The organism is Solirubrobacter phytolaccae, from assembly GCF_027587195.1.
Taxonomy (GTDB): Bacteria; Actinomycetota; Thermoleophilia; order Solirubrobacterales; family Solirubrobacteraceae; genus Solirubrobacter; species Solirubrobacter phytolaccae.
The window spans coordinates 33,042-51,542 of record NZ_JAPDDP010000041.1; the positions used below are offsets into that span (position 1 = coordinate 33,042).

Annotated in this window: 15 protein-coding genes; 7 read left to right on the plus strand and 8 right to left on the minus strand. The window is 70.9% G+C overall.

The features are described from left to right. Window positions 1–127 precede the first annotated feature (127 nt). Window positions 128–988 carry a cytochrome c oxidase assembly protein gene (locus OJ997_RS20945; protein WP_270027180.1) on the minus strand — a complete coding sequence of 287 codons (861 nt, stop codon included), beginning with the start codon at window positions 986–988 and terminating at the stop codon, window positions 128–130. 22 nt (window positions 989–1,010) lie between these two features. Here OJ997_RS20945 and OJ997_RS20950 point away from each other — a divergent pair, with 22 nt between their 5' ends. The 4 genes from OJ997_RS20950 (at window position 1,011) to OJ997_RS20965 (ending at window position 4,842) form a co-directional block, all read left to right on the plus strand. Next, on the plus strand, window positions 1,011–2,129 hold the full coding sequence (locus tag OJ997_RS20950) for a 5-methyltetrahydropteroyltriglutamate--homocysteine S-methyltransferase (protein ID WP_270027181.1): 1,119 nt from the start codon (window positions 1,011–1,013) through the stop codon (window positions 2,127–2,129). Window positions 2,130–2,132: 3 nt separating this feature from the next. Continuing rightward, on the plus strand, window positions 2,133–3,515 hold the full coding sequence (locus OJ997_RS37700) for a sensor histidine kinase (protein ID WP_270027182.1): 1,383 nt from the start codon (window positions 2,133–2,135) through the stop codon (window positions 3,513–3,515). 16 nt (window positions 3,516–3,531) lie between these two features. Continuing rightward, window positions 3,532–3,690, plus strand: coding sequence for a hypothetical protein (locus OJ997_RS20960; protein WP_270027183.1), 159 nt, complete (start codon window positions 3,532–3,534; stop codon window positions 3,688–3,690). 135 nt (window positions 3,691–3,825) lie between these two features. After that, window positions 3,826–4,842: a magnesium and cobalt transport protein CorA gene (locus OJ997_RS20965; RefSeq protein ID WP_270027184.1), complete on the plus strand. Its 1,017-nt coding sequence runs from the start codon at window positions 3,826–3,828 to the stop codon at window positions 4,840–4,842. Here the strand turns inward: OJ997_RS20965 and kdpB are convergent. Genes kdpB through kdpA form a run of 3 tightly spaced genes read right to left on the minus strand, consistent with a single transcriptional unit; the run spans window position 4,799 to window position 8,846 of the window. Continuing rightward, a complete protein-coding gene (kdpB, locus tag OJ997_RS20970) occupies window positions 4,799–6,799 on the minus strand; it encodes a potassium-transporting ATPase subunit KdpB (RefSeq protein ID WP_270027185.1) in 2,001 nt (666 codons plus the stop codon). The two genes, OJ997_RS20965 and kdpB, sit on opposite strands and share 44 nt — an antisense overlap. Before the next feature lie 47 nt (window positions 6,800–6,846). Beyond that, window positions 6,847–7,326 (minus strand): potassium-transporting ATPase subunit C, encoded by a 480-nt coding sequence (locus OJ997_RS20975; RefSeq protein WP_270027186.1) that lies wholly within the window; start codon window positions 7,324–7,326, stop codon window positions 6,847–6,849. Beyond that, complete coding sequence (gene kdpA, locus OJ997_RS20980) at window positions 7,326–8,846, minus strand: potassium-transporting ATPase subunit KdpA (RefSeq protein WP_270027187.1); 1,521 nt, start codon at window positions 8,844–8,846, stop codon at window positions 7,326–7,328. Before kdpA ends, OJ997_RS20975 begins: the two co-directional genes overlap by 1 nt. A 365-nt stretch (window positions 8,847–9,211) precedes the next feature. On the opposite strand from kdpA, the gene OJ997_RS20985 reads away from it, so the two are divergent. Both OJ997_RS20985 and OJ997_RS20990 read left to right on the plus strand, forming a co-directional pair. Further along, entirely contained in the window at window positions 9,212–11,299 is a 2,088-nt protein-coding gene (locus OJ997_RS20985) for a methyl-accepting chemotaxis protein (protein ID WP_270027188.1), read from the plus strand. An 11-nt stretch (window positions 11,300–11,310) separates the two neighbouring features. After that, entirely contained in the window at window positions 11,311–11,787 is a 477-nt protein-coding gene (locus tag OJ997_RS20990; RefSeq protein ID WP_270027189.1) for a hypothetical protein, read from the plus strand. Here the strand turns inward: OJ997_RS20990 and OJ997_RS20995 are convergent. Genes OJ997_RS20995 through OJ997_RS21005 form a run of 3 tightly spaced genes read right to left on the minus strand, consistent with a single transcriptional unit; the run spans window position 11,773 to window position 15,187 of the window. Beyond that, window positions 11,773–13,278, minus strand: a complete 1,506-nt coding sequence (locus OJ997_RS20995) for an acyl-CoA synthetase (RefSeq protein ID WP_270027190.1) — start codon at window positions 13,276–13,278, stop codon at window positions 11,773–11,775. The genes OJ997_RS20990 and OJ997_RS20995 overlap by 15 nt on opposite strands. 1 nt (window position 13,279) lies before the next feature. Continuing rightward, a complete protein-coding gene (locus OJ997_RS21000; protein WP_270027191.1) occupies window positions 13,280–14,395 on the minus strand; it encodes a DUF5938 domain-containing protein in 1,116 nt (371 codons plus the stop codon). Window positions 14,396–14,398: 3 nt separating this feature from the next. Then, on the minus strand, window positions 14,399–15,187 hold the full coding sequence (locus tag OJ997_RS21005) for an SDR family NAD(P)-dependent oxidoreductase (protein WP_270027192.1): 789 nt from the start codon (window positions 15,185–15,187) through the stop codon (window positions 14,399–14,401). A 104-nt stretch (window positions 15,188–15,291) separates the two neighbouring features. Here OJ997_RS21005 and OJ997_RS21010 point away from each other — a divergent pair, with 104 nt between their 5' ends. Beyond that, on the plus strand, window positions 15,292–15,888 hold the full coding sequence (locus OJ997_RS21010; RefSeq protein WP_270027193.1) for a TetR/AcrR family transcriptional regulator: 597 nt from the start codon (window positions 15,292–15,294) through the stop codon (window positions 15,886–15,888). Here the strand turns inward: OJ997_RS21010 and OJ997_RS21015 are convergent. Beyond that, entirely contained in the window at window positions 15,885–18,458 is a 2,574-nt protein-coding gene (locus OJ997_RS21015) for a putative Ig domain-containing protein (protein ID WP_270027194.1), read from the minus strand. The two genes, OJ997_RS21010 and OJ997_RS21015, sit on opposite strands and share 4 nt — an antisense overlap. Window positions 18,459–18,501: the final 43 nt, after the last annotated feature.

The following is an 18,501-nucleotide window of genomic DNA, read 5'->3' on the forward strand; positions in this document are numbered from 1 at the left end:
TGCCCGGAAACTTTCCCCACAGGAAAGTTTCCGGGCATACCCCTTCGAAATCAGGCCGGACAGCGATCACTTCCCGGCCGCGAGGCCCGCTCCCCCCTTATCGGTGCCCGCCTGAAACGCGACGCACTCAGTCCAGGCCTGCGGTAGACAGGATCCGCTCGCGCAGCGCGTCCCCACGCCCCGCCGAGACCGCCCGCGCGATCCGGTCAGCCGGCATCTCGACACCCCGCGCCGCCGCCAGCTCCTGCAGCTCCTGCCGCTCCTCGCTCTCCCGCGCGGCCTTCAGGAACAGCCACCCGAACAAGAGGATCGTCACGATCGACCCCTCGACCATCATGATCGCGCCCGCCGCGCTCTGGTCGTTGGCGGCGCTGATGCCGTGCTCGGCCTGGCCGCGCGCGTACTGCGGGTAGAGCACGGCGCTGGACCACAGCAGCGCGTTGGCGAGCACGCTGCCGATCATCCGGATGGCGAGGATGTAGCCGATCTTCCAGCCGTTGCCGAACCAAGCCGGTTTGGGGAGCGGGCCGAGCAGCGCCATCCACATGGCGATCCCGAAGGACACGAACAGCATGTGCTGAAGCGCGTGGACGGCGTCGTTGCTCACCGCGCCCTGGTAGAGGGCGGGCAGGTGCCAGACGTAGAAGTTCACGGTCCAGGCCACGAGCGCGACGACCGGATGGCCGAACACGCGCAGCCACGGCACCGCGCGCAGCAGCGGCGCCAGGACGGGACCCGTCAACCCGAGCACGATCAGCAGCGCGCCGAGGTCGGCGATCAGCAGGTGCTCGAGCATGTGCGCCCAGAACAGCTCCTCGCTCAGCACCGCGAGCGGGGAGGAGAGCGTCAGCGCCATCAGCACGAGGCCGGCGTAGAAGCACCACTTGCGCCAGGTGGGGGTGGACGTCAGCGAGCGGTTGCGCAGCCAGTAGAGGACGCCGAAGACCAGCATCGGCAGCAGCTGCAGTGGTGCGAACTCGATCTCCATCCGACCGATACCGTTGCACGCCATGTCCAGCCGTGAGACGCCGCCCTACCGCGCCGACCACGTCGGCAGCCTACTGCGCCCGCCGGAATTGCTCCAGGCGCGCGAGGCCTTCGCCAACGGCAAGATCGATGCCGACGAGTTGCGCGGGGTGGAGGACACCGCGATCCGCGATGCGGTGAAGCTGCAGGAGGACGTCGGGCTCAGATCGGCCACGGACGGCGAGTTCCGCCGCGCGACCTGGCACATGGACTTCATCTACAGCCTCGGCGGCGTGCAGAAGACCCCGGGCCAGCTCAAGGTCAAGTTCCACAACGCGGACGGCGACATCGAGTGGACGCCCGCCGCGATGCACGTGGACTCCAAGATCACGCTCGAGAAGCCGATCTTCGCCGACCACTTCGAGTTCCTGCAGTCGGCCGTGACGACCGCCACGCCCAAGCTCACGATCCCGTCGCCGAGCATGGTCCACTACCGCGGCGGCCGCGCCGCGATCGAGGAGTCCGTCTACCCGGACATGGACCAGTTCTGGGCGGATCTCACGAGCGCCTATCGGGACGAGGTACGCGCGCTCCACGACCTCGGCTGCCGCTACCTGCAGTTCGACGACACGTCGCTCGCCTACCTCAACGACCCGAACCAGCGCGCCGAGATGGCGGCGAAGGTCGACGACGCCGAGCACCTGCACGAGGCGTACATCCGCCACATCAACGAGGCGCTCGCCGACCGCCCGGAGGGCATGGCGGTCACCACGCACATGTGCCGCGGCAACTTCCGGTCCAGCTGGGTCGCCGAGGGCGGCTACGACTTCGTCGCCGAGGCGCTCTTCAACGAGCTCGACGTCGACGGCTTCTTCATGGAGTGGGACGACGCCCGCTCCGGCGGCTTCGAGCCGCTGCGGTTCGTGCCCAAGGGCAAGGTCGTCGTGCTCGGCCTCGTCACCACCAAGAGCGGCGAGCTCGAGACGAAGGAGCTCCTGAAGCGCCGGATCGAGGAGGCGACCCAGTACGTCGACCTCGACCAGCTCTGCCTCTCGCCCCAGTGCGGCTTCTCCTCGACGGTCGAGGGCAACGCGCTGACCGTCGAGCAGGAGATCGACAAGCTCCGCCTGGTCGTCGAGACGGCCGAGGAGGTCTGGGGCTAAGTGGTGCTCCGGCGCCGACCGCCGCTACTTCTCGGGGTCGCGGCGGCGGCGCTCGGCGTGGCGCTGACCACGCTGATCCTGTTCGCGCTGCGTGACGTCGCGCCGGTCGTCTCGCTCGGCGTCGTGTACCTCGTCGTCGTGCTTGCGGTCGCCAGCGTCTGGAACGCGTGGCTCGGCCTGGGCACGGCACTCGCCAGCGCGCTCGCGTTCAACTTCTTCCACATCCCGCCGACCGGCCGCTTCACGATCACGGGCGGCGAGAACTGGGTCGCGCTGATCGTCTTCTTCGGCGCGGCCGTGCTGGCGTCGTCGCTGACCGAGCTGGCCCGGCGGCGCACGATCGAGGCCGAGGAGCGCCGCCAGGAAGCTGACCTGAGCGCCGAGATGGCGCGGCTGCTGCTCCGCGGCGGGCGCTTGGAGGAGGCGCTGCCGGCCGTGGCCGAGCGGCTCGCCCGTGCCCTGGACGCGCCCAGCGCGTCGATCGTCGCCCGCGCCGAGCCCGGCACCTTCCCGCTGCGCGAGGGCCCGCGCCAGATCGGCACGCTGACCGTCGACGCGCCGGAGCCGGTGCTGCGCCGCATCCAGGTGCGCATCGTGCCGTCGCTCGAAGCGCTCCTCGCGGCGGCGTTGGAGCGCGACGCCCTGATGAACGACGCGGTCGAGACCGCCGCGCTGCGCCGCTCCGACGTGATCAAGACCGCGCTCCTGCGCTCCGTCAGCCACGACCTGCGCTCCCCGCTGACGGCGATCCTGACGAGTGCCGAGGCGCTGAAGCTCGCCCCGGACGAGCGGGTCGAGCTGGCCGAGGCGATCACCGAGGAAGCCACGCGGCTGAGCCGCCTCATCGACAACCTGCTCGACCTCTCGCGGCTCGAGGCGGGCGCCGCCGAGGCCCGCCCCGAGTGGTCCTCGATCGAGGAGGTCCTCACCGCCGCGATCGACGACGTCCCGTCCGGCGACTTCAAGCTCTCCGTCGACACCGACCTCCCGCCCGTCAAGGCCGACGCCGCCCAGCTCGAACGCGCCTTCGCGAACCTGCTCGAGAACGCCCAGCGCCACTCCGGCGGCCATCCGGTGTCGGTGCGTGCGCGGGACGTCGGCGGCCGCATCCTCGTCCGCGTCGTCGACCGCGGCCCGGGCGTCCCCAAGGCCCACCAGGAGCGGATCTTCGAGCCCTTCTACCGCAGCGGCTCCCGCGGCTCCGGCCTGGGCCTGGCGATCGTCCGCGGCTTCGTCGAGGCCAACGGCGGCCGCGTCTGGGTCGAGTCCCTGCCCGACCAGGCGACCTCGTTCGTGGTCGAGCTCCCGGTGCCGGTGTCGTCGGACCCCACGGGAGAACCCCTGGTTCCGAACACGCAAAATGACAGGGAAGAACGGTCGCCTTAGCGGTAGACCATTGGGTGTGATCGCGGACGCCCTCAAGACGATCTTGGAGCTCTCACCCGCCGGGCTCGCGCTGTTCGCGCTGTGGATGCTGCCGGACTGGCTGCGCAAGTGGATCGAGCTTCGCGCGGCGTGGACGGCGTCGAACCAGCAGGACCGCGGAGCCGGCGGGTCTTAACGACATCTGTATGCCGGGCTCCGCGATCTAGAGGAGCCCTTCACGCGAGCGGGCCGATGATCACCGTGTGCCTGCTTCCTCCCCAGAGCCGCCGCGGCGGCCCGAGCACCAGTTCGCCATGCCGAAGGTCACGCCGTGCCCGGTCACGCCGGCGCGGCCGACGGCCGGCTGGTGATCACCGACGCGGCCCACTACCTCCGCGGCGTTCGCCAACCGGGCACGCCGCTGAGCCTCACTGCCGCCGCTGCGCACCCACGCAGCGGCGGCAGTTTCGTCTGGGTCGAGCTGTTCGAGCCGACCGACGAGGAGCTGCGCGCGCTGAGCGAGGGCTTCGGCCTGCACGAGCTCGCGATCGAGGACACCCGTCGCGCGCATCAGCGCCCGAAGGTGGAGGCCTACGACGACTTCCACCTGCTCGTCCTGCGCACCGCGCGCAACACGCCCGACCGCGCGACCGTCCTGTTCGGCGAGGTCCACCTGTTCCTGGGCGTCGGCTTCGTGATCGTGGTGCGGCACGGCGACGGCGAGGTCCGCGCGAACGTCCGGCCTGAGCTGCTCAAGCACGGCCCGGCGGCCGTCGTCTACGGCATCCTCGACGCGATCGTCGACGACCTCGAACCGGTCGTGGAGGAGATCGAGAACGACATCGAGGCGGTCGAGGCCGAGATCTTCGCCCGCCGCGTCGACGCCACCGAGCGCATCTACGAGCTCAAGCAGCAGGTCAACCACCTCTACCGTGCCGTCCACCCGCTCCTGATCCCGCTCGAGGCGATGGAGCACGGCCAGTTCAAGGACGTCAGCCCGGCGCTCGCCCGCTACTTCCGCGACGCCACCGACCACGTCCGCCGCCTGCACGACGAGATCGTCGCCCAGCGCGAGCAGCTCACGAGCGTCTTCGAGGCGAGCGCGGCACTGGCCAACCAGCGCCAGACGGCGACGATCCGTCAGCTGACGGTCGTCGCCACGGTCTTCCTGCCGCTCGGCTTCGTCGTCGGCTTCTTCGGCCAGAACTTCGCATGGCTCACGGAGCGCGTCGACTCCCCGGCCGCCTTCTTCGGGCTGGGCCTGGGGAGCCTCGCGCTCTCGTGCGCCGTGCTGTACGCCTGGCTCAGGCGCCCAGCAGACCGTGCACGACCAGGTCGATCAGCTTGATGCCCACGAACGGGGCGATCAGGCCGCCGAGGCCGTAGATCAGCAGGTTGCGGCGCAGCAGCGCGGTCGCGCCCGCCGCCTTGTACTTCACGCCGCGCAGGGCGATCGGGACGAGCAGCGGGATCACGATCGCGTTGAAGACGATCGCCGAGATGATCGCCGACTGGGGCGTGCCCAGGTCCATGACGTTCAGCTTCGCCAAAGGGCCTTCGGACTCGCCCGCCGCCGCGTAGGTGGCGACGAAGATCGCGGGGAGGATCGCGAAGTACTTGGCGATGTCGTTGGCGATGCTGAAGGTCGTCAGCGCACCGCGGGTGATCAGGAGCTGCTTGCCGACCTCGACGATCTCGATCAGCTTGGTCGGGTTGGAGTCCAGGTCGACCATGTTGCCGGCCTCGCGGGCGGCCTGGGTGCCGGTGTTCATGGCCACGCCGACGTCGGCCTGGGCGAGCGCGGGTGCGTCGTTGGTGCCGTCGCCGGTCATGGCGACGAGGCGGCCGTGGGACTGCTCCTCCTTGATCAGCTCGAGCTTGCGCTCCGGGGTGGCCTCGGCGAGGAAGTCGTCGACGCCGGCCTCCTCGGCGATCTTGGCGGCGGTCAGGCGGTTGTCGCCGGTGACCATGATCGTGCGGATGCCCATCGCGCGCAGCTGCTCGAAGCGGGCGCGCATGCCGTCCTTGACGGTGTCCTTCAGATGGATCACGCCGAGGACCTGCGCGTCGCGGGCGACGGCCAGCGGCGTGCCGCCGTCGCGGGCAATCTTTCCCAGGACCGACCGCAGCTCGTGCGGCGCCTGGCCGCCCTCGGCCTCGACGAAGGCGATGATCGCGTCGCCGGCGCCCTTGCGCAGGCGGGTGCCCTCGTGGTCGATGCCGCTCATGCGCGTCTCGGCGGTGAAGGGGACGAACGCGTGGGTGCCGAGCTCACGCTCGCGCAGCCCGTAGCGCTTGGCCAGCACCACGATCGAGCGGCCCTCGGGCGTCTCGTCGGCCAGCGAAGCGAGCTGCGCGGCCTCGGCGAGCGCGACCTCCTCGACGCCCGGCATCGGTACGAACTCGGAGGCCTGGCGGTTGCCGAGCGTGATCGTGCCGGTCTTGTCGAGCAGCAGCACGTCCACGTCGCCACTCGCCTCCACGGCGCGCCCGCTCAGCGCGAGCACGTTGCGCCGCACGAGCCGGTCCATGCCGGCGATGCCGATCGCGCTCAGCAGCGCCCCGATCGTCGTCGGGATGAGCGCCACCAGCAACGCGATCAGCGTCGTCAAGGACACGTCCGTGCCGGCGAAGTCCGCGAACGGCTTGAGCGCGACGACCACGACGAGGAAGACCAGCGTGAGCCCGGCGAGCAGGATGTTCAGCGCGATCTCGTTCGGCGTCTTGCGCCGCTCGGCGCCCTCGACCAGGTTGATCATCCGGTCCAGGAACGACTTGCCGGGCTCCTGCGTGATCTCGACCACGATCAGGTCGGACAGCACCCGTGTGCCGCCGGTGACCGCGGACCGATCACCGCCGGACTCGCGGATGACCGGGGCCGACTCGCCGGTGATCGCCGACTCGTCCACGGAGGCGATGCCGTCGATCACGGTGCCGTCGCCGGGGATGACCTCACCGGCCGCGACGAGCACGATGTCCCCGCGGGTGAGGTCGGACGCGGCGACTTCCCCACCGTCGCGCAGCCGCGCGGTGGTGGTCTTCCGCATCGCGCGCAGCGACGCGGCCTGCGCGCGGCCGCGGCCCTCGGCCAGCGCCTCCGCCAGGTTGGCGAAGACGACGGTCAGCCACAGCCAGACGGCGATCGTGACCGTGAACCAGCGCGGGTCGTCACCGCCGCCGACCACGGCGGCGACGGTCGTCATGACCGCGCCGACCTCGACCACGAACATCACCGGGTTGCGCAGTTGCACGCGCGGGTCGAGCTTGCGCAGCGCGTCCAGCAGGACCGAGCGGGACGGCCGCATCGGCGCGGGACGCTGCGGGGGAGCGGCGGGGGGAGTGGCTACGGCGGTCATCGGTCCAGCGCCTCGTTGAGCTTGGTGGTGTTGACGTGCCCGTCGTCGCCGACCAGGGCGAGCACTTCGGCTTCGGGCAGGCTGCGGACGCGGGCGATCCGGCGGGCCTGGATGACGGCGTTCTCATGGGAGATGTCGGGGTCGACGCCGGAGGCCGAGGTCGTCACGGCATCCATCGGCGGCTCGGCACCGTCGTTCATCGCCCGGTAGGCCGCGATCTGCTCGAGGTAGAAGTACTTCGCGCTGCTCGAGTTCGGGCCGCGGTTGGAGAAGGCGGTCGCGTCGGCGGAGTAGTCGGTCTGCGACGGACGCGGCTGGAAGTAGCGCGCGTCGCCGACATGCGTGGCCTCGGCCAGGACGACTTCCCGCGTGGGGATGACCTGGACGATGCCCGTGACCGCGAGCGGATACACGAGGCCGAGCAGCACGGTGGACGCGAGCACGGCGACGATGGAGGAGATGAGGGTGCGTTTCATCAGAAGAGTTGGGTCGTCAGGCCCTGGACCACAGGTCCGAGGAGCAGGGCGGGGAGGAAGGTGAGGGCGCCGACGATCACGACCGTGGCGGTGATCAGGCCGGCGAACGTGGGCGTGTCGGTGCGCATGGTCCCGAGGCCGGCGGGCGCGACCCGCTTGGTGGCGAGCGCGCCGGCGACGGCGAGCGTCAGGACGATCGGCGCGAAGCGGCCGATCAGCATCGTCAGGCCGCCGAGCAGGTCGGCGAACGTGACGCCGGTGTAGCCCGCGAAGGCCGAGCCGTTGTTGTTCGCCTGCGACATGTAGGCGTACAGCGACTCGGAGAAGCCCTGGGGGCCGGCGGCGTAGATCGAGGCCTGGCCGTAGTCGGTGGAGATCGCGATGCTCGTGGTGACGAGCACGGCGAGCGGCGTCACCAGCAGCGCGAGCACGATCAGCTTGATCTCGCGGCCCTCGAGCTTCTTGCCGAGGAACTCCGGCGTGCGGCCGACCATCAGGCCGCCGATGAAGACGGCGAGCAGGACGTAGAGCAGCATCGTGTAGAGCCCGGTGCCGACGCCGCCGAAGATCGACTCGCCGAAGGCGAGGTTGACCATCGGGACGAGGCCGCCGATGCCGGTGAGCGACTCGAACGCGGCGTTCACCGCACCGGTCGAGGTCGCGGTCGTCACGACGGTCCACAGCGCGCTGCCGCCCGTGCCGAACCGCAGCTCCTTGCCCTCGAGGTTCGCGCCGGTGAGCCCGGCGGCCTGCTGCGCGGGTGTCGCCTGCAGCTCGGCGAGGTAGACGACCACGACGCCCGCCAGGAAGATCGCGAACATCACGCCGAAGATCGTCCATCCCTGCCGGGCCGAGCCGACCATCCGCCCGTAGGTGAAGGTCAGCGACGCCGGGATGGCGAGCATCGCCAGCATCTCGAGGACGTTCGTGAGCCCGTTCGGGTTCTCGAACGGCATCGCGGAGTTCACGTTGAAGAACCCGCCGCCGTTGGTCCCGAGGACCTTGATGATCTCCTGCGAGGCGACCGGCAGGTCAAGTGACTGCACGACGCCCTGGGAGGCGAGGATCAGCGCGCCGACGAACGAGATCGGCAGCAGGATGCGCACGACGGCACGTGTGAGGTCCTCGAAGAAGTTGCCGAGCGGCCGGCCCGCGATGCCGCGGATCAGCACGATCGCGACGACGAGGCCGACCGCGGCGCTGACGAAGTTCTGCACCGCGAGCCCGACCATCTGGATGAAGCCCGTGAGCGTCGTCTCGCCCGCGTAGTACTGCCAGTTCGTGTTCGTGACGAACGATGAAGTGGTGTTGAAGGAGAGGTCCCACGGCATCCGGGCGCGCAGGACGAGGTAGAGGAACAGCCACGAGAGGACCGAGAAGGTGATGAGGCTGACCGCGTACTGCTTCCAGGTCTGCGGCCGGCGCGCCTCGTAGGTGAAGACGCGCGCGATGTAGCCACCGAGCAGCGGCACGATCGCCAGCAGCACGGCGCAGAAGACGATGAGCTGAACCCAGGCCATGGCTAGAGCCGCTCCCCGCGCACCAGCGCGTACAGGAGGAAGCCCGCCAGGAGGGCGGAGATGACGAGACCCAACGCGTCGGCGGCGCTCATATGCGGTCCACCAGGGCGATCAGGCCGTAGAGCGCGAGAAAGGCCACCAGGGCCAGTGCGACGGCGACGAAATCCATGCCTTGCAGGCTGGAACCGCGCCCCTCAAGGACCCGTACAGACTCCGGCGCGCCGCATACAGATCCCGTAAAGGCGGTTTCCCCCGTCCGTGGGGCCTTGTATTCAAGATGTGCACCAGGGGTCCGAATGCGGTGGCCAATGCCTGCCGTACATTCAGTTCGCCACAAACTCGCTGCCCTTGTAGTCCTGTCCGTCGTGGTCGTCGGCGCCGTCATCACGGTGCTCGCGCTGCGCGGGATCGACGACGCCGTCGACGAGACCAACGCCCGCCAGGCCGCGGCCGCCACCACGGCGGCCACCGCGCTGGGCGATCAGGCCGCCGACGCCGGGACCGCCCTCGAGGCGCGGATCCAGGCCGCGCTGGCCACGGGTGAGCCCGCCGCCGAGGCCTACGCGCTCGTCGCGAAGCCCGGGAAGGGCGCCGCGTCGATGGCCGTCGACGCCGACGGTCGCATCCTCACCGGGGAGAAGGCCGGTACCAAGTCCGCGCTGGCCGCCGCGCTCACCGAGGACGGCTCGGGCTTCACGGTCGTGCCCGCCGCCGACCTGGAGGCGCTCGGCCTCTCGAACCCGATCGCGGTCAAGCCGACCGAGGTCGGCGTGAAGGTGGACACGGACGAGGTCACGGACCGGCTCGCGGTCGTCGCGTCCGGCAAGACCGCGGACGGCGGCCGGTTGATCACGGTCCGCCCGCTCGACGACGCCGCGCTCGTCGACCACGCCGCCAAGAACATGGGCGCGGGCGCCTACGTGACGATCTTCCAGGGCGACGTCCGCGTGAACACGACGGGCAAGACCAACGGCAAGCGCAACGTCGGCACGACCGTCTCGCAGAAGGTCCACGACGCGGTCTACGGCGGCGACAAGGCCTTCACCGGCGAGGCGATCGTCGTCGACAAGACCGTCATCAGCCACTACGCGCCGATTCGCGGGGCGGACGGCAAGGCGATCGGCATGTGGTACGCGGGCTACCTGAAGTCCGACGTCGAGGCCGCCGCCTCCGCCACGCGCCGCAACATGCTGATCGTCGGCGTGCTCGTCGCGCTGATCGCGGCCGCCGTCGCCGTCTGGTTCGCGTCCCGCATGCTGCGCCCGCTGAGTGTGCTGACGCCGCAGATGGAGGCGATCGCCGCCGGCAAGATCGACGACGCGCCGGTCATCGACCGCCGCGACGAGTTCGGCACGATGGCCACCGCGTTCAGCGAGATGGTCGACTACCTGCGCGAGATGGCTGGCGCCGCCGAGCGGATCGGCCACGGCGACCTCACGGTCGACGTCGAGCCCAAGTCCGAGGACGACCGGCTCGGCAACGCGTTCAAGGACATGGTCGGCAAGCTGCGCGAGCTGGTCGGGCGACTGCACGTGTCGGCGTCCTCGGTCGCAAGCGCTTCGCAGGAGATGTCCGCCACGTCCGACGAGGCCGGCCGCGCCGTGACCGAGATCGCCGACGCCGTGGGTGAGGTCGCCGCGGGCGCCGAGCGCCAGGTGCGCCTGGTGGAGACCACGCGCGAGACCGCCCTGGCCGCGGCCCGCACCGCCGCCGAGAGCGCCGACAGCGCCGGCCACACGGCCGAGGTCGCGGAGGAGACCCGCGCGATCGCCAAGGAGGGCGTCGCCGCCGCCAACGAGGCGTCCGAGGCGATTCGTGCGCTCGCCGACACGTCGCGCGGTGTCAGCGCCGCGATCGGTGAGCTGTCGACCCGCTCCGAGCACATCGGCGGGATCGTCGCCACGATCACGATGCTGGCCGAGCAGACGAACCTGCTCGCGCTGAACGCCGCGATCGAGGCCGCCCGCGCGGGTGAGCAGGGCCGTGGCTTCGCGGTCGTGGCCGAGGAGGTCCGCAAGCTGGCCGAGGAGTCTCAGGCCGCCGCTTCGCAGATCTCCCAGCTGATCGCCGAGATGCAGGGCGAGACCGAGCGGGTCGTCGCGATCGTCGCCGACAGCACGCACCGCACCGGGGAGGGCGTCGACACCGTCGAGCGCACCCGCGAGGCGTTCGAGCGGATCGGCACCGGCGTCGAGGACATGAGCGGCCGCGTCACCGAGATCGCGCAGGTCGTCCGCACGATCGCCGGCGACGCCGACCGCATGCAGGCCGACATCGCCGGCATCGCCGCGGTCGCCGAGTCCTCCAGCGCGTCCGCCGAGCAGGTGTCCGCCTCCACGCAGGAGACGAGCGCGACGACGCAGGAGATCGCCGCGAGCTCGACCACCCTGGCCGGGACCGCCGAGGACCTGCGTGAGGCGATCGGCTACTTCAAGGTCGAGACGACCGCGTAACCTCGGGCGTCGTGGAAGACGCCGAGTTCGAAACGTGGGGCAAGGTCGCCGTCGAGCGGGCGGCCGACCTTGTCGCCGCGGAGATCCCCGACGCGGAGCTGAGCAAGCTCACGCGCCGGTCGCGGAACGGGCGCGGCTACATCCAGCGCTACGTGTCCTTCAAGCACCCGACGCTCCCGGCGGACCGGACGATCTGGCTCTACGCCGCGCCGGAAGGGCACTACTACGACTTCCGGCCGCCGCACGCCCGCCTGGGCGCGGGGCTGATGCAGGACAAGGATGAGGAGCTCGACCCCAACCGGTTCGCGGCCGGGATGACGAAGGGCTTCCCGTTCAGCTGGAAGATCCACCTCGAGACCAAGTACGAGGGCTACCGGCTCTCCGTCAAGGTCGACCCGGATAGCGAAGCCCCCGAGGACAAGGGCGCCGAGCTGGCCGCCGAGGTCCTGCGCGGGCTCCGCAACGCAGGGTTGCTACCCGCCGAGTAGCGAGGTGCGCACCTCGGTCTTGAGCACCTTGCCGACGCGCGAGCGCGGCAGCTCGGTCCAGATCGCGATCGCCTTCGGGGCCTTCACGCTGCCGATCCGCTCCTTCACGAACCCGATCAGCTCGGGCACCGACGTCTCGACGCCCGGCTTGAGCTCGACCACCGCCTCCACGCGCTCGCCCCACTTCTCGTCGGGCAGGCCGATGACGGCGCAGTCGCGCACCGCGGGATGCTGCATCAGCGCCTGCTCGACCTCCGCCGAGTAGACGTTGAAGCCGCCGGTGATGATCATGTCCTTCAGGCGGTCGACGATGAACAGGTAGCCCTCGTCGTCGAGGTAGCCGACGTCGCCGGTGTGGTGCCAGCCGAAGCGCGACGCCTGGGCGGTCGCCTCGGGGTCCTTGTAGTAGCCGGCCATGACGAGCGAGCCGCGCACCACGATCTCGCCGCGCTCGCCGGTGCCCAGCACGTGGCCGTCGGCGTCCATGATCGCGACCTGCACGAGCGGCGAAGGCCGCCCGGCAGAGGCCAACCGCCGCGTCGCCACGTTCCCGCTCGAGTCGAAGTGCTCGGCGGGCGGGAGCATCGAGACCATCATCGGCGCCTCGCTCTGGCCGAACAGCTGCGCCATCACCGGCCCGATCACCACGAGCGCCTCCGCCAGGCGCGCGACCGACATCGGTGCCGCGCCGTACCAGAAGCACTGCAGCGAGGAGAAGTCGGTCTCGTGCACCCGCGCGTGGCCGAGCAGCATGTAGATCAGCGTCGGCGGGAGGAACGTGTGCGTGATCCGCTCGCGCTCGATGAGCTCCAGGAACGCGCCGAGGTCCGGCTTGGGCATGACCACGATCCGGCCGCCCAGCGCCAGCACCGGGAAGCAGAGGACGCCGGCGGCGTGGGTGAGCGGCGCGAGCGCGAGGTACGCCGGCCGACCCGCGAACGGGTAGCCCATCAGCGTCAGCGCGGTCATCGTCTCCAGGTTGCGCGCGGTCAGCATCACGCCCTTGGGCAGGCCGGTCGTGCCGCCGGTGCCGACCAGCATCGCGAGGTCCTCGGGCGGGTCGGACGGCTCGACGGGGTCGCGCTGGGAGAGCCAGTCCACGAACTCGTCGTCGCGATCGAGGCAGACCGCGACGCGCAGCGGGATCTCCCGCACCATCGCCTCGTAGGCGGAGTGGTAGAGCAGGCAGTCGCAGTCGAACAGCTCCAGCAGCGCGCGGTTCTCCGCGGTCTCGTTGCGCGGGTTGATCGGGCACCAGACCGCCCCGAGCCGCGCGATCCCGAACACGCACGCGAACGCCCGCGCGTTGTTGGCGGAGAGGATCCCGACCTTGTCACCGGGCCGGACGCCGGCGGCCGACAGCGCGCCGGCCACCGACCAGCTCAGGTCCTGCACCTCGCCGTAGCTGACCGTCTGCGCGCCCTCGACCAGGCACGGCGCGTCGCGGCCGAGCGACGCGCCCTTGTCCAGGTAGTCGACGAGCGACGACACGTCAGTCCTGGACCGTCAGGACCGGCTTCATGACCAGGCCGTGCGCCCGGAGCACGCCGAGCAGCTCGCGGTGCCCGAACGCCTGGCACGCGCTCGCGAGCCCGACGCGCTTGGGCGCCTGCTGGAGCAGCGAGTACGCGCCCCACGCCTGCAGCAGCCCGGTCTGCTTGTAGTTCGAGTTGCCGTGGATGACGCAGTGCGCCCGGCCGAGCGGCCCGCTCGCGTGCACGCTGTCGACGGAGATGTTCACGCGCGGGTTCTCGCGCGGCGGCATCCCGGCCTGCAGGCCCGCCGCGATCTCCGCGAGCTTGGCCTCCTGCTCGGCGGGGGCGAGCGGCCGGATCTGCTCCTCGAACATCTGCGTCGTGGCGACGACGCCGTCCATCACGGCCCGGTCCATGACGCCGCCGGTGACGGTCACGGTGGACACGCGCGGGTCGCTCTTGAACCACACCGGGTGGCAGGTGCCGCCCCACGGAACCGTCAGCGCCACCTCGTGCTGGCCGGGGACGCCGCACATGCGCGTGGCGGTGTGGTCCCACGCGACGTACTCGTTGTTGACCAGGTGGAACCAGTCGGCCTTGAGGATCGTGAAGATCGTCTGGGTCGACGCGTAGGTCGGGAAGCCCTTCCAGAGCACGAGGATGTCCAGCGTCTCCATCCCGGGCGTCTCGAGCGCGAGATTGGCCGCGATCTCGCCCGTGGTGTACATCTGCGCGACGCCGGGGGAGAGCAGCAGCCCGGCCTCGGCGAACGCTTCGCCCCAACGCTCCTGCGCCTCGAGCACCCAGTCCTGCTCGCCGGTCGTGTCCAGGTAGTGGGCGCCGACCGCGAGGCACGCCTCGGCGACTTCGTGCCCGTAGGAGATGAACGGGCCGACGCAGTTGCAGACCACGGACGCGCCCTCGAACGCTTCGGTGAGGGAGGCGACGTCGTGCGTGGCGGTGGTGACCTCGTGGTCGATCGTGTCCACGCCGGGCACGTGGGCGACGACGTCGCTCGTGCGCTCCAGGTCACGGCCGATCGCCGTGAACGGGACGTGGTGCTCGCGCAGGTACTCACAGATCAGGCGGCCGGTGTAGCCGGACGCGCCGTAGACGACGACGGGCTTGGCCATCGCCTACATCCCCATCCCGCCGTCGACGGGCAGGCCGATGCCGGTGATGAAGCGCGCCTGGTCGGACGCGAGGAAGACGACCGCGTCGGCCATGTCCGCGACCTCCCCGAGGCGCCCGAGCGGCGTCTGCTCGACGACGGCGCCGACCGCCGCCTCCGGGCTCTCGAACAGGCCGAGCTCGGCCATGTCGACGGCGAGCTTCTGGCCCATCGCGGTCGGCACGAGGCCGGGGTAGACGCAGTTCACGCGCACGCCGAGGCCGAGCTTGCCGGCCTCGAAGGCGGCGACGCGCGTGAGCCGGTCCACGGCGGACTTGGTCGCCGAGTAGCCCGCGATGCCCGGGAAGGCGATCGTCGCGGCGACCGAAGAGACGTTGACGATGGCGCCGCCCTTACCCGCCGCGCCGTCGGGGCGCATGGCGCGCAGCGCGTGCTTGACGCCGAGCGCCGTGCCGAGCACGTTGACCTCGAGCATCTTGCGCAGGTCACCCGCGTCGATGTCGACGATCAGCGACGAGAGCTCGATGCCGGCGTTGTTGACGAGGATGTCGAACCCGCCGAGCTGCTCGATCGTCGCGCCGACGGCCGCTTCCCAGCTGGCCTCGTCAGTCACGTCGAGGCGCGTGGCCTTCCCGCCGAGCGCGGAGGCGGTCTCGGCCGCGAGGTCCTCCTGGACGTCGCCGATCATCACCTGCGCGCCGGCCGCGGCGAGCGCCTGCGCCATCCCCGCGCCGAGCCCCTGCGCGCCGCCGGTTACCAGCGCGTGCCGACCCGCGAGCGTGTCCTGAGCCATCTCTCTCCTCTTGTCGCCTGGACTGCACCGGACCCTACGACTCGTGCTTGACAGTTGTCAAGAGATTGCTTGACGCTTGTCAAGGCCGGTACGCTTCGCCGTCGATGGCTGCGACGAGGACCCCGCCGGCGGACAAGTTCGAGGCGCGTCGGCGCGAGCTCGCCACGGCCGCGCTGCAGACGCTCGGGGAGCTCGGCTACGCCCGCGCCTCGCTGCGCGAGATCGCCCAGAACTCGCCCTACTCGCACGGCGTCGTGCACTACTACTTCGCCGACAAGGCGGAGCTGATCACCTACTGCGTGCGCCAGTACAAGGCGGAGTGCGTCACCCGCTACGACGCGATCGTGGAGTCGGCGGCCGACGCGGAGGAGCTGGCGGAGCGGTTCGCGGACGCGCTCGTCATGACGGTGGTCGAGGACGCCGCGATGCACCGCCTCTGGTACGACCTGCGCTCGCAGGCGCAGTTCGACGTGGCCCTGCGCGAGAGCGCGGTCGAGATCGACGCCGCGCTCGAGCAGATGATCTGGCGCGTGGTCAGCCGCCACGCGGAGCTGCGTGGCACGGACCCCGCATTCCCTTCAGCTCGGATCTACGCGATGCTGGACGGGCTGTTCCAGCAGGCGCTGCTGCAGGGGCTGTCGGGCGCCGACGGCGGAGCGGATCTCCGCGCCGGCGCCCTCGAGTTGCTCGCGCTCCGCTAGCGCTCCAGGCGCCGGACCTTGATCGTCACCGGGTGCGTCGTCGTGCCGCTGGCGGTCGTGACCTTGACCTTCAGGCGGAACGTGGCGACCGCCTTCGGATGCCGGCTGAGGTAGCGGCGCAGCGCGGTCCGCAGCGCTCGCGTCGTCCGGAGCTTCACGCGCGCCTTGGCGTTCGCGGTGACGGCGATCGGCTTCGCGGTGAGCTTGCCGAACGTGCGGCCGCCGATCGTGACCGTGCCGGAGCCGGTCGCGCGGCAGGCCGTCGAGCAGGTGACGTTGAGCGTGATGCTGTCGCGGCTGAGCGCGAGCTGCTTGGGCGCGGCGACCGCGGCCCGGGTCTCCCGCGCGGGCGGCTGGGGCGTAGGGGTGGCGACGGGTGGCACGGGCGGCATGGGCGGCACGGGCGGCGGCGCCTGGACCGCCACGGTGACGCTCGACTTCGCGGGCTCGGCGTTGCCGGCCTTGTCGACGCTGAAGTAGCGGATCTGCTCGCCGTTGCCGAGCACGGGCTTGTTGGCCGGGTCGTACACGGCCGAGGCGGTCGTCGGCAGGGCGGGCGAGGCGCCCGTCGTGTAGTAGGTGCGCGCCACGGCGCTGCGGGCGTCGGTGGCGTGCAGCGTGACCGGCACCGCCGCCTTGACGGCCGTGGTGGGCACGTCGTCGGTGGTGACCGGGGCGGTCTGGTCGACCGTCAGCGTCAGCGTCTTGGCGGCCGGCGAGGTCAGGCCGTTCGTCGCCGTCAGCGTGACCGTCGCGTCGCCCTCGGCCAGGGCCGTGCCGGTGATCTGGCCCGTACCCGGGTCGAGCGACAGGCCGTTCGGCAGCGTGCCCGCCGTGACGGCGAAGGTCGCGGCGGGGCGGCCCACGCCGGTCGCGGGCGGGAGCGAGAACGCGTCCTTCCCGATCAGGCTGGACGTCGCGCCCGAGAACGTGGCCGGCTTGATCATCTGCAGCAGCTGGTCGCTGCCCTGGCAGTCGACGTAGCCGTCGCCGTCGATCGCGCACGCGTGGTAGTGGCCGCCGGTCAGCTGGATGGCGCGCGTGCTGCCGAAGTCGGCGTCGTTCTCACCCCAGCACGTGGGCGTGCCGTCGCCGCCGGACACGCAGCCGGCGTTCTGGGACATGGTCACGTCGGTGAGGTCGGTGAGCCCGGCCGGGAGCGCCGCGGCGGGGCCGGCGCCCCAGCACTCCGGCGTGCCGTCGAGCTTGACCGCGCACGTCGCGCTGTTTCCGGAGCTCAGCGCCTTGGCCGTGTACGGCGGCGAGTTGGTCTGGCCGCTCGAGTTGTCGCCCCAGCACAGGACCTGGCTGTCGACCTGAAGCACGCACGTGTGCGAGTGGCCGACGGCGAGCTGCTTGACGGGGGCCAGCCACACCGGCACGCTGGTCTGCCCGTAGGTGTTGCTGCCCCAACACTGCACGGACGAGTCGGCCTTGAGCGCGCACGAGTGCTGCGCGCCGGCACCCACTTGCAGGACCTGGCCGAGGCCGCCGGGGACGGTGGTCTGGCCGTTGGCGTTGAAGCCCCAGCACGCGGCGGTGCCGTCGACCTTGACCGCGCAGCCGTGCAGTGGGCTGAGGGAGATCTGCGTGACGTCGCCGACGGAGCCGGGGATCGTGCCCGAGTTCTGGCCGTTGTTGCCGACGCACAGCGGCGAGCTGTCGAGGTCGATCACGCAGGTGCTCTGCTCGTCGGCCTCGACGACGCGACGGCCGAACGTGCCCGTGGGCGCGTTGCGCTGGCCGAAGCCGTTGTTGCCCCAGCAGGCGGTGGTGCCGTCGACCTTGATCGCGCAGGCCGTCGCCCAGTAGATCGAGATCGACGTCACGGGGCCGAGCCCGACGGGCGCTGAGGCCGCGCCCCAGCACTCGACCTCGTTGTCGACCTTGATCGCGCACGCGGTGTCATCGCCGGTCGCGACCTGCCGGACCGGGCCGAGGCCGCCGGGAGCGTTGTTGCCGTTGAGGCCCCAGCAGGTCACCGTGTTGTCGGTCGCGATCGCGCAGCCGCTGCTGCGGCTCAGGCTGATCGCCTTGAACATCCCCGCCGGCGGGGACGACTGGCCCTGGGAGTTGTACCCGGCGCAGGCGATCGTGCCGTCCTCGGCGAGCGCGCAGGTGTTCCGGTTGCCGACGCCGACGTCGAGGTACCGGCCGGGCGGCAGGTTGAGCTGCCCGTCGCTGTTGCCGCCCCAGCAGCTGAGCGACGCGTCGACCTCGATCGCGCACGCGTGCGTCTCGCTGCTGTACACCTGGTTGACGGGGCCGACCGAGCCCGGGATGGAGATGGTCGAGCCCACGCCCCAGCAGACGGGGGTGCCATCGACCTTGATCGCGCACGTCGAGTGCGCGCCGACCGAGAGCCAGCGCACCTTGCCGAGCCCGCCCGGGATCGCCGCGCTGCCCTGGCTTGAAGCGGTGCCCCAGCACCGCGGGGTGCCGTCGGCCTCGATCGCACAGGATTTGTCGTAGCTGGCGCCGATCAGGCCGTCTTGAATACGGCTCGCCGCGGAGGCGGAGGACGGGATCAGCAGGAGCAGGAAGGTGAGCAGGACGGCCGAACGGGTCATGTCCCGGCCTATCGGACCGCGTTCGCCGGACTTGAGTAATCGG